At 38.6% G+C, this 10,434-nt stretch carries 11 protein-coding genes and 1 riboswitch; of the genes, 9 read left to right on the top strand and 2 right to left on the bottom strand.

What is annotated here, in order from left to right; all coding sequences use genetic code 11:
* Positions 1 to 1,096, bottom strand: a 1,096-nt coding sequence (locus tag FJR38_RS04050; RefSeq protein ID WP_371418141.1) for an MBOAT family protein, incomplete at its 3' end; no start/stop codon positions are given.
* Between the two features lie 142 nt (positions 1,097 to 1,238).
* The gene (locus FJR38_RS04045; protein ID WP_168535533.1) at positions 1,239 to 4,250 is read right to left on the bottom strand and encodes a DUF1574 family protein; all 3,012 of its coding nucleotides are present in this window, start codon (positions 4,248 to 4,250) and stop codon (positions 1,239 to 1,241) included.
* 382 nt (positions 4,251 to 4,632) lie between these two features.
* Between FJR38_RS04045 and FJR38_RS04040 the strand changes: the two genes are divergently transcribed.
* From FJR38_RS04040 to FJR38_RS04000, 9 genes are all read left to right on the top strand, one after another.
* Positions 4,633 to 4,869, top strand: coding sequence for a hypothetical protein (locus FJR38_RS04040; RefSeq protein ID WP_168535531.1), 237 nt, complete (start codon positions 4,633 to 4,635; stop codon positions 4,867 to 4,869).
* A 51-nt stretch (positions 4,870 to 4,920) separates the two neighbouring features.
* Positions 4,921 to 5,075: riboswitch (cobalamin riboswitch) on the top strand.
* 20 nt (positions 5,076 to 5,095) lie between these two features.
* The gene (locus FJR38_RS04035; RefSeq protein ID WP_168535529.1) at positions 5,096 to 5,875 is read left to right on the top strand and encodes an energy-coupling factor ABC transporter permease; all 780 of its coding nucleotides are present in this window, start codon (positions 5,096 to 5,098) and stop codon (positions 5,873 to 5,875) included.
* Positions 5,862 to 6,164, top strand: coding sequence for an energy-coupling factor ABC transporter substrate-binding protein (locus FJR38_RS04030; protein WP_168535527.1), 303 nt, complete (start codon positions 5,862 to 5,864; stop codon positions 6,162 to 6,164). The genes FJR38_RS04035 and FJR38_RS04030 overlap by 14 nt, the downstream gene beginning before the upstream one ends.
* Complete coding sequence (gene cbiQ, locus FJR38_RS04025; protein ID WP_168535525.1) at positions 6,161 to 6,973, top strand: cobalt ECF transporter T component CbiQ; 813 nt, start codon at positions 6,161 to 6,163, stop codon at positions 6,971 to 6,973. The genes FJR38_RS04030 and cbiQ overlap by 4 nt, the downstream gene beginning before the upstream one ends.
* Positions 6,948 to 7,769, top strand: coding sequence for an energy-coupling factor ABC transporter ATP-binding protein (locus tag FJR38_RS04020; RefSeq protein WP_168535523.1), 822 nt, complete (start codon positions 6,948 to 6,950; stop codon positions 7,767 to 7,769). The genes cbiQ and FJR38_RS04020 overlap by 26 nt, the downstream gene beginning before the upstream one ends.
* Positions 7,770 to 7,905: 136 nt before the next feature.
* Positions 7,906 to 8,685, top strand: a complete 780-nt coding sequence (locus FJR38_RS04015) for a hypothetical protein (protein ID WP_168500090.1) — start codon at positions 7,906 to 7,908, stop codon at positions 8,683 to 8,685.
* A 128-nt stretch (positions 8,686 to 8,813) separates the two neighbouring features.
* Positions 8,814 to 9,089 (top strand): ribbon-helix-helix domain-containing protein, encoded by a 276-nt coding sequence (locus FJR38_RS04010; RefSeq protein WP_168500088.1) that lies wholly within the window; start codon positions 8,814 to 8,816, stop codon positions 9,087 to 9,089.
* Entirely contained in the window at positions 9,086 to 9,430 is a 345-nt protein-coding gene (locus FJR38_RS04005) for a type II toxin-antitoxin system PemK/MazF family toxin (RefSeq protein WP_168500086.1), read from the top strand. The genes FJR38_RS04010 and FJR38_RS04005 overlap by 4 nt, the downstream gene beginning before the upstream one ends.
* A gap of 283 nt (positions 9,431 to 9,713) precedes the next feature.
* Positions 9,714 to 10,250 (top strand): DUF4126 domain-containing protein, encoded by a 537-nt coding sequence (locus FJR38_RS04000; protein ID WP_168500084.1) that lies wholly within the window; start codon positions 9,714 to 9,716, stop codon positions 10,248 to 10,250.
* Positions 10,251 to 10,434 lie beyond the last annotated feature (184 nt).

The following is a 10,434-nucleotide window of genomic DNA, read 5'->3' as shown; positions in this document are numbered from 1 at the left end:
CATCTGTGAGACGATGAACTCCTAATGCAATTCCATGCAATAATCCCCAGATTATAAAACCCCAAGCTGAACCGTGCCAAATACCAGCTACTAACATTACTATCAATAAGTTTCCGCAGGTACGTATTAAACCACGACGAGAACCACCCAAAGGAAAGTAGAGATAATTCCGCAACCAATCACCTAATGTTATATGCCAGCGTCGCCAAAAATCTCCAATGCTGGTACTAAAGTAGGGAAAGTCAAAATTTTCAGGTAGAACTAAACCAAAAAGTAACGCACTACCACGAGCAATATCTACATAACCATTGAAATCTAAATATAATTGCAAGCCATAAGCAAAGGTAGCTAACCATAAATCTGTACTACCTGCTCGTTGTAAGTTACCGAAACATAAATCTACAAATATCCCCAAATTATCGGCGAGAATTCCTTTTTTAACAGCACCTCTAGCAATTAACCATAATCCTTCTGCGAGTCTATCAATGCTGGGAAATCGTAGTGTATTGAATTGACCGGCTAAATGATGATAGCGAGTAATTGGTCCAGAAATAAGTTTTGCAAAAAATAATTTATAAGTAGCAAATTGTATAAATTTAGATGTAGCTGGAGCGCCACGATAAACATCTATTAAATAAGCAATACATTCAAAGGTAAAAAAGGAAATTCCTAAGGGAGCAACTAATTTAATTGTTGATTCTGGTGAGTTTGTAGGCAGATTAAAAACTAAATTTAGGAGAGGATTGAGGTATTTAAAACCCAAGAGAATAAAAATATTAAAGCCGACACCAATCCCTAATAATTTAAGTCGGCGTTGATTCCAGTCAGCTTGAGCAAATTGCCATTCTTCATTAGATAAACGCCAGTCTTGAGAATGTTTCCCTGGGGAAGTATTATTGCCAATTTCTAAACCTATACGGAAATTTATAAAAGTTAGTGTCAACAGTAATGGTATATATTGAATGTGCAAAAATGCGTAAAAAACAAGACTGGCTATGAGTAGTATCCATAATCTTAGATTTACTAAATAGACATTCCAGTAAATTATTAAGACACTCAGCAAAAAAAGCCCATAAAAAATTGATATAAATTTCATTGTTTATTGATTGATGATGAATTGGTAAGTAGGTGGATATTAGATAACCAAAACGTTTGCATAAAAGTAAAATCGCTCAAAACTTTTTTTCTATTCCCTCTTACCCAATTGGGAACTTAGAATAACAAGTACCGAAGAACAATTATTTTTTAGTCCAGGGAATAATGGGATCTACTGCCAGTTTTTTGGATATTTCATAAGCACCATAACGATTAAGGTGACTGGGATCAGAAAAATAATCATTTGCTGTTGGCCATAGCTGACTTAAATCACGATAGATAAAATTAGAATGTCCGGTAAAATTTAATAGATATTCTTGAAATTGCTGTTCATATTTTGTGCGGACAGGATCTAAATAATCTGAGGTAAGGGGCATATTCACAAATATTAAAGAGATATTATTGTTTTTGGTAAATTCTAACATTGAATTAAATGCTTCATCTTGTTTACCTGTTAATTGGAAAGATTTATAATCATTGTCATAACTTCCAGAAACTCTGGGATGATTTTGATAATATGTTGCCGGATTAAAGCGAATGGATAAAGGTAAAAATCCATCGAAATCAACACCTTGAATAGAAGAGGTGGTATCTGCTTCGGAATTTTTGGTCAGGTTAGTTATTGGTTTTACTTGGGGATGTTGATGATTAAAAGGAAGATGTTGAAGTTGTTTTTGCAAAATAATTTTAATTTGTTCACGGTTTTTATAACTGGCAGATAAATTAGCTACAGATTGATTTAACCAGTCGTTAGTTGCTTCATAGATATTAATATTTTCTACTTCAGGTTGACTGATAATTTTTTCAGGAGCATCTTCTTTATTTTGGGGTATGGCATCAGTTTTTACTGTTGTTCTAGCTTTTTGCAATATTTGTTTGTATCCTGGTGAGGCTGCGATTGCGTTGAAAGTGATATCTTCTCGACCATTATTAAAAGCGCGAGAACCATCTGCCCATATAATCATTTTTGGTAGTTCTGCTGGTTCTAAAACTTGACGAATCAGACAATCAACAACTTGGGCTGTTGCTCCATTAATCCCAAAGTTGAATATATCAATATTCCGATAGCCTTGGGCGGCTAAAGCTTTAGAAAGGGCGACAGGATCAACTCCTCTAAGGGCGCGAGAAGAACCAATAATGAGGACATCTGGTGGACGCTTTTTCAGGGCTAGACGCTGTTTATATAAGGCTAATTGTTCATCTAATTGCCTAGCATTAAAACTGGGCATTGGCGATCGCGCTGCTAATAAAATTGCCGTAGCGGTGGCTTTTTCTTTTAATGGTGCGGCTGGTAAATTATTACCATTTATGAATCCAGAATCATTAAATGCAGACTGATTATTAGGGTTTTCTGTTGTTATTGGTTGTGTTGAAAATGCTGTTGTTTGTTCATTTACTTCTGCTATTGATATTTGTGATTGTGAAGATATAGGTGGAACTAGATTATTAGTAACTTTGGCAGAGTTTTTGACAGTATATGATAAAACATAACCTAACATCAAATCACTTTGGAAAGCCAGAAGTAATCCTAAAGCCAGCCAGATAACACCACTACGAATTCCTTGATCATCAGGATTTTGATCTATTTCGGGATTAGATGTTGTAAATAATTGGCTGTTTAAAAGCAATTTTCTAATTTTTTGATTGGTATTTGTTAACCAATTTTTTGCCACTTCTTTGACAAATGTTTTTACTTCTTCTTTTGTTAAATCTGGACGCAGAATCGGCTCATTAGTTGCATTGGTAATGAGGGAACTTACATATTCAGATGTAGCAGCAAATTCTGGTGTTGCTTCGGGAACTAATCGAGAACGTTCTCCCAAGTCAAGGCCATAATGCCAAACAGGTTCTTTATCACCTGCACGACGGCCATAAACACGGACACCAGTAATACCAGAAATTTTGAGTTGGCGGATAAATTGAGTAACTTTACTAGAGACTTGATGGCGTGTGGGGCAAATGAGAGCATCACACATAATGTGTAATAAATCTTCTTTGCGAACTAAGAGTACACGTATACCACCTGTTTTCAATCGCCAATCTAGGTCAGGATTGAGTAGACGTTCTAATAAAAAGATAATAGCAGGTTGATCTCCTGCATGGGCAAGATCCAAGGCAGATGTAACTAAAGCAGGATGCTGGGATGCCGGTAAAGATACCCAATCAATCCAAACTGGTTGTTTATCCGCTATTTTTTGTCCATATATGGCTGCTGAAAGAATGGCTTGGGGGGCGATAGTTTCGAGCAGAGGGACAATGGCCTCTAGGGCGGTTTCCTTATCTGGTGCAGGAGAAGTTTCCAAGGGATCAAAAGCTGGAGTACAAAATATGTGAAGAGTAGATTCTTTGAGAGAAGTTTGCACCGCTACTTTAAAACCTAAGAGTTCCTCGGTTAATATTCTCGCGATCGCTTGCACATCTCCCCAACGCGCCCATTCTTTTAACATTACCTCTGGCGGTGTCAAATCTATCCGTAACCGCCAATCTGGCTCAATTTCGCCCCGCACTTGAGAAATAATGACAGCATCTTGATAGCCAGAAAGTTTCAGATGTCTTAGCTTTTGGGCGACTGTTTCTGCTAATAATGAAGGATCAGGGCTATAGCTTGACTGACAAAATATTAACAGACGATTGGCGATCGCTTGGGAATTATCCTTAGATTGACAAGGATGAATCTTCACCTGTACTGCTACCCCTAAATGACTGAGGTATTCACTCAGATAGCGAGCGATCGCTTCTACATCTCCTTGGCGTGCCAAACTCTCATTAGAGACAATCAATGAACCACTAGAATTTGTTAGTGTTTCTGCCTCTGCTAATAAGGCCTGTTCTACCTGTTCTAAATGCCGTTCTAGCTGGTTCAAGTACACCCGATGACACCATTCGGGACGGTGTTCCCCTTTTTTTCGACCATAAACTAACACTTGGTATATTGAGGGTTGTTCGTCGTTGGTGAGGGTATCAACATCTGTTTGCTGGAGTGCTTGTAGCAATTCTGACAAAGTTTGCCAACGTTGTGGACATTCTACGCTTTCACACAAAATATGCAGATCGTTACCTAACAACCGGACTTTTACCCCGAAAGTATTTATACCTGTTGCTTGGCTAACCCATTGCACTAAGGATGTTTGACGCTCAAGTAATACTGTTTTCATGGGCAGAAGAATTTAACAGGAAGGGTTGATTGGGGATTTGGCGTGTACTTGTAAACTAGAATCATAGAATTATCACATTTTGCTGTTTTTTTTAACAATTTTGTTACTTTCGCAGCTTGCAAAATTGACAAAGATAGTATTTTAGAAGAATTTAGAGGGTAAGGACTCAGGGACAGCGCCCAGTAAGCAGGCAATACTGTGATATGAGATCCAAGAATACTTTTAACCTTTGATCTGCTATATTTTTCTTCTGTTAGCATTGACGTACTATATCGTAGCCATAGTTTTCAGATTGTGGCACTTCTATAAATTCTGTCTCCTGAACTGAAGATTGACTTTTTTTGTCTATTTTACCCATCAACTAAATTACTTAATAATTACAATGTCACCTGCAAAAGAACAGTTCTCTTTTCCAACCGGATTCAATTTGATTGCTTTTACCATTCCCCCGACTTGTTTATTGCAAATGGGGACAGTATCTATACTTATGTTACTTATTGCTCAGAAAGCTACAAGTGAGGCTTTGATCAATCTAGGTGAAGCAACTGAAGAATTATTTCGAGGCGATCGCTTACCAATCCTCAATTTTCCAGATGATCAAGAATTAAACAAGATTTAATAGCGTCTTTGTCTCCAAAGCAAACTTTCTAGAGACCGATAGTTCAATAGTGATATAGTGACTGCTATCGGTTCTGATGGGAAGCAGTCACTCGCTTAGTCCTGTCGGAGGTAAGGGGGGAAGTTTGGTGCAAATCCGGCGCTGTCCCGCAACTGTGAGCCATAATACGGTGAGTCAGAATACCCGCCGATAGAAACGAATACCATAAATCTGCGAGGTACAGGTTATGTCCAGGAAAAAACAGGCGTTAGTAAGTCTAACCCTGATGGGATTTATTAGTTTTTACTTGGTAGTTGGTTCACCACAACCTGCCTATGCTATGCACATTATGGAAGGTTTTTTACCAGTGCAGTGGGCTATGTTTTGGTGGATCGTGGCCTTACCATTTTTTGTTTTAGGATTACGTAGTCTCACACGCATTACCCAGGCCAACCCAGAGTTAAAACTGCTCTTAGGTTTAGCTGGTGCGTTCGCTTTTGTCCTGTCAGCATTGAAAATTCCTTCCGTTACAGGTAGCTGTTCTCATCCCACAGGAACAGGATTAGGTGCAGTGTTGTTTGGACCTTTGACTATGACAGTTTTAGGTAGCTTGGTACTCTTATTTCAAGCTTTGTTATTAGCCCACGGTGGTTTAACGACATTGGGAGCAAATGCTTTTGCAATGGCGATCGCTGGACCTTATGCAGCTTACTGGATATATAATCTCATCATGCAGTTGAGTGGTAAACAAAAAATCGCCATATTTTTAGCAACAGCATTAGCAAATCTACTCACCTACATCATCACTTCTATCCAACTTGCTCTAGCTTTTCCTGCACCTGTTGGTGGATTTATCGCTTCATTTACTAAGTTCGCCGGTATTTTTGCAATTACTCAAATTCCTTTAGCAATTAGCGAAGGATTACTAACTGTCTTAGTGTGGAATTGGCTACAATCCTATAATCTTCAAGAATTAGAACTTTTGCAATTAATCAAGCAAGGACATCAAAGTAATGAATCAATCTAAAACAGGATTGAATAACTGGTTTTTAATATTAGCAGTTTTAGCTTTAGCAATTGCCCCGTTAATACTTGTGCGTGATGGAGAATTCGCTGGTGCAGATGGCCAAGCCGAAGCAGCAATTACTGAAATTCAACCTGGATATAAACCATGGTTTAAACCATTTTTTGAACCAGCTAGTGGAGAAATAGCCAGCTTATTATTTGCTTCACAAGCCGCTTTAGGTGCTGGATTAGTTGGTTATGCTATTGGTGTCTACAAAGGCCGTTCCCAACAACAAAAAAGTGAAGAATGAGTCTACCACTAGACACTTTAGCTTACACTAATCGCCTCCGAAAATTACCACCAGAACATAAACTAATTTTCGCATTTACGACTCTGGCAATTTCCCTTTCTACCCATTCCCTAGTGCAAATTTTAATATCACTGTGGATGGGTGTTTGGACAGTTATTTATGCCAAAATACCTGCTAGGGTTTATTTTCGATTATTATCATTTACCCTAGTTTTCTGTTTGACAAGTTTACCAGCATTGATGGTAAATGGAGTGGCAATTAATAATTTTCCCAGCGTGGAATTAGATTCTTTTTTTGGGCTAAATCTCGGACATTTTTATATTTATATCAGTCGCAGTGGTAGCATTCAAGCATGGGGAATTTTAACAAGAGCATTAGCTTCTGTTTCCTGTTTATATTTTCTCATGTTAACTGTCCCTTTCACCGAGATATTAGAAATTCTGCGTCGCTACAGATTTCCAGTGCTTTTAACCGATTTATTATTAATAATGTATCGGTTTATTTTTATTCTCCTCAAAACAGCTAATGAATTGTGGATAGCACAAAATTCTCGTGGTGGCTACCGCACCTGGCATAGTAGTATGAAGAGTTTAGCACTATTAATAGGACAATTACTACAGCGGACTCTACAACAATATCATCAGTTTTCTCTCGGATTGCAAGCTAGGGGTTTCGCCGGTGAATTTCGAGTTTGGCATCCCCGACGTTATCAACCATCTCAACGATATACTATTGAAGCAATTTTGGGATGTGTAGTATTAATAGGATTAGAAATTTGCCGAGATGCAGGAATATTTACTCGAATTTGATCAAGTATATTACACTTATTTAGGTTCAGAAAAACCAGCTTTAAATGGTCTAACCATGAAAATACCTTCTGGGAAGAAGTGTGCCTTAATTGGTCAAAATGGTTGTGGTAAAACTACACTTTTCTTGTTAGCGAATGGACTATATAAACCTAATTCTGGTGTTGTCCGCTGGTGTAATCAACCGTTAGTTTATAATCGTGATTATCTCAGTAAAATTCGGCAACAAGTTGGTTTAGTTTTTCAAGATCCAGAACAACAGTTAGTAGCTTCTACGGTTGAAGAAGATATCTCTTACGGTTTATGTAATTTAGGTTTGCCGGAACTAGAAATTAAAAGTCGAGTAGAAGCAGCTTTAATGGAATTTGGGCTAACTACTTTAGCAGAAACACCAGTACATTACCTCAGTTTAGGGCAGAAAAAGCGAGTTTCTATAGCTGATGTTATGGTCCTGCAACCACAACTTTTAGTATTAGATGAACCTACCGCATATTTAGATATTAAACATACTCGCAATTTGATGACAACTCTCAAAAAAATTCATGAAAATGGTAACACTCTATTAATGGCAACTCACGATTTAGATTTAGTGTATCGCTGGTCAGATTGGGTTTTTGTCATGGATAAAGGACAATTGATGCTAGAAGGAAAACCTGAAGATGTATTTAGCCAGCGGACTCTTTTAGAGGATTTAGAGTTGGGTTTACCAATAATATATGAAATGTTATTCAATGGTCTATCTGCTGAAGAAAAAATAATTATCGAGAGAGTCAGACAAAGGATATTAAAAGATGTCTGAGAAGAGAATCTGTAATGGATATCCTCTGTCCCATGTCAAAAGACAGCCTGTCAAACATTTTTTAATTATGTTGGGAAGATAAAAAAAGGATTACTTACAGTAGATTAGTTAATTAAACACTCTGTGGAAATTGGATATGCAACTTCAAGAAGCCTCTAACGTTACAGTAATTGTTGGTGAAAATGCGGTTACTGTTTCTCAACTACCTTCAGTGTGGCAAGATATTGCAAAAGGAAGGGCAAATGTCAGACTGAGTGATACACAAACCTATGTTGAAATGGCGCAGTTGTTTCAATATAAACTGCAATCTGGTGATGTTGATTTGTTTAGCGATCGCCCACATCTATTTCATCTAATTCCTTCATTTTCGGAGCTATTTGGGCAACTAGCAAGGGAAACACTGGAATTTTATGGACATGACTTCATGGTTCACAACTATCCCAACTTTGAAGAAGTTCTGCGTAAAGTTGAATCAAAGGGTGCTGAATACACTAACGAAGTAAAAGTAGCCCAGATTGGATTAGAACTTTTCCAAGAGTTTGGTTATGAACTACCAGCTAGTTTCTATCATGTCCATTTAGCACCAATTTATCGAGATCATGTATTTGAAGAACGGGCATTAAGATTTGATCAGCGTGATATAGAACATAAGCGTTCCTGGGATGCCATATTACACGCAGGTAAGGTTTTTGCTATCCAAATGAAGGTGCAGAGTATAGCCTCCAAATACGGTTTCACCTATCAACATGGCTGTGGATGCAACTCTCATCTATCTTCCATTGATGCCTCTTCTGGTGCATTTGCATACGAATTAAGTTTAGAAAAACGCCAGCGATGGCTTCGCAGTTTTCTCTGGACGGCTTGGTATGAGTATGCAATGTTCCCTATTGTGCCGAATACTAGTTATCTTGTCTAATCAAATTACAAAATAATTTCCTGGGGGAATGGGAGGTGGAAACTTCCCATTTATTTTAAATTTACTAATTGATGCGTAAAACGATATGATATAAGACATCACTTCAATCATCAAATAATGAACGCGCTATGAAAGCAGAAACCATTCGCACGACGTTCACCATTCCTAGAGAACTGCTAGAAGCTACAGATCAAGCAGTTGTGGAAGGAAAGGCTAAAAATCGGAATGATTTTGTTGTCCAAGCTTTGCGGCGAGAACTAGCTATCCAAAAGCGAGCCGAAATAGATGCTGCACTATCAGAAATGGCCAATGATCCAGATTATCAAGCAGAAGTTCTAAGACTAGAGGTGGAATTTGCCACTGCACAGTGGGAGGCGTTGCAGCTAGGGGAATCTCCAAGATGAGAAGGGGTGAGATATACGATGCGCGTCTGGAGATGACTGAAGGTTCAGAACAGGGAGGAACTCGCCCGGTAATTATTGTCAGTCGTGACGTGATTAATCTATCTAGCCCGGTAGTTTTAGCTGTCCCCTGTACTACCTATCAAGATGGGAAGCGAGTTTACCCTACTCAAGTTTTAATTTTAGCACCAGATGGCGGACTTAGGAAAGACTCAATCGCAATGGCAGATCAGGTGCGGGTATTGTCAAAAACCCGCTTTTTGCGTTTAAGAGGTGTACTTTCTACGGTTGTTATGGCACATCTGGAGCAAGCCTTGTTAATTGCACTAGACTTACCGGGTTAATTTCCTTCTTCTTCTTTCTTCTTATTCTTCCTTCCTTCTCCCTCTTGACTCCTCGATTCCTGACTACTGACTCCTTCGATGTCGCAAAGTGAAGAGTAAATATGCGGTTTATTACTATATCCAAAAGATCAAAGGATAGACTACAACAGTGTATATATAGTAATTAAACCTGCATCTAACATGACTATGTTAATTTCATTTAGTCTTGATCAGAAACCATTAGAAGGAACAGTCAGTATGAATAAAGCACCGTTTCTAATTTAGTAAAGTCAGGGATATACCCATGATTGAAATTCTCGCCATATTATCTGCTGGTGCTGCTGCTGGGATGAGAATAGGTGTACCTTTACTAATTATTGGTCTCCTACAAGGTGATCGGCTCTGGTCACAGCTACCAATATTATCAAATTTTTCACCCCATGTTTTAGTCGGACTACTAACTAGTTGGTCTTTATTTGAACTATTTGCTTCCAAAAAATTAATTGGACAGAGAATAGTACAGCAAGTTCATTTATGTTTATCTCCCTTCGTCGGGGCTTTAATGGGTTTAGCCGTTGCTTCAGCGACTGAAACACCAAGTTGGTTAGTTGCATTGATTGGTGGTTTATTAGCTTTTGTATTTCAGCTAGTTTTAGTAGGTTGGTTTTATCGCTTACGTGGTTTGCCAATATGGGCAGTATTTATACAAGATATATTGTGTATTACGTTTGTAGTTTTTGCTGTTGATGCTCCTCGTCAAGGAGGATTAATGGCTTTAATCCTGCTCTGGTTTGCCATTCGCAGCGCGAAATATTGGTATAACTGGTATAGAGAGAGGTGACAGGTGACAGGTGACAGGTGACAGGTGACAGGTGACAGGTGACAGGTGACAGGTGACAGGTGACAGGTGACAGGTGACAGGTGACAGGTGACAGGTGACAGGTGACAGGTGACAGGTGACAGGTGACAGGTGACAGGTGACAGGTGACAGGTGACAGGTAAGAAGGAAGAAGGAAGAAGGAAGA

The sequence above is a fragment of the Anabaena sp. UHCC 0253 genome, from assembly GCF_009712085.1.
In the GTDB taxonomy this organism is placed as follows: domain Bacteria; phylum Cyanobacteriota; class Cyanobacteriia; order Cyanobacteriales; family Nostocaceae; genus Dolichospermum.
This window is presented reverse-complemented; position numbering and strand designations above follow the sequence as displayed.

Excerpts from the sequence above, each read along its gene's own strand:
- FJR38_RS04045 (WP_168535533.1), bottom strand. The coding sequence starts at position 4,250 with ATGAAAACAGTATTACTTGAGCGTCAAACATCCTTAGTGCAATGGGTT.
- FJR38_RS04040 (WP_168535531.1), top strand. The coding sequence starts at position 4,633 with ATGTCACCTGCAAAAGAACAGTTCTCTTTTCCAACCGGATTCAATTTG.
- FJR38_RS04035 (WP_168535529.1), top strand. The coding sequence starts at position 5,096 with ATGTCCAGGAAAAAACAGGCGTTAGTAAGTCTAACCCTGATGGGATTT.
- FJR38_RS04030 (WP_168535527.1), top strand. The coding sequence starts at position 5,862 with ATGAATCAATCTAAAACAGGATTGAATAACTGGTTTTTAATATTAGCA.
- cbiQ (WP_168535525.1), top strand. The coding sequence starts at position 6,161 with ATGAGTCTACCACTAGACACTTTAGCTTACACTAATCGCCTCCGAAAA.
- FJR38_RS04020 (WP_168535523.1), top strand. The coding sequence starts at position 6,948 with ATGCAGGAATATTTACTCGAATTTGATCAAGTATATTACACTTATTTA.
- FJR38_RS04015 (WP_168500090.1), top strand. The coding sequence starts at position 7,906 with ATGCAACTTCAAGAAGCCTCTAACGTTACAGTAATTGTTGGTGAAAAT.
- FJR38_RS04010 (WP_168500088.1), top strand. The coding sequence starts at position 8,814 with ATGAAAGCAGAAACCATTCGCACGACGTTCACCATTCCTAGAGAACTG.
- FJR38_RS04005 (WP_168500086.1), top strand. The coding sequence starts at position 9,086 with ATGAGAAGGGGTGAGATATACGATGCGCGTCTGGAGATGACTGAAGGT.
- FJR38_RS04000 (WP_168500084.1), top strand. The coding sequence starts at position 9,714 with ATGATTGAAATTCTCGCCATATTATCTGCTGGTGCTGCTGCTGGGATG.